1 protein-coding gene is annotated in these 269 nt (G+C 65.4%); it reads right to left on the bottom strand.

Annotated elements, in window-relative coordinates:
- Window positions 1–269, bottom strand: a 269-nt coding sequence (locus tag CVH10_RS20940; RefSeq protein WP_146143218.1) for an FtsX-like permease family protein, incomplete at both ends; no start/stop codon positions are given.

Raw genomic sequence — 269 nt, 5'->3', positions numbered from 1 at the left:
CGAAGGCCAGCGCCAGCGAGATCAGCGTGATGGGCATGATGTCCGACTGCTGCGGATCGCTCGGCATGCGGCTGATGAGGTAGATGTCCTTGGGCAGGAAGCTGGCGTGGAAGAGCCGCTCCAGCGCCGGCACGATCACGTCGATGTTGTAGGCGATGCCCAGTCCCAGCAGCAACCCGCCGAGCGTGCCGATCACCCCGACCATGGCGCCCTGCACGACGAAGATGCCCATGATGCTTTTCGGGCTGGCGCCCAGGGTGCGCAGGATC

Origin of the sequence: Halomonas sp. ND22Bw, assembly GCF_003011945.1 — a bacterium.
Lineage (GTDB): Bacteria > Pseudomonadota > Gammaproteobacteria > Pseudomonadales > Halomonadaceae > Halomonas > Halomonas halophila.
Note: the sequence above shows the minus strand (reverse complement) of the source record. Positions and strands in the feature narration are given on the sequence as shown.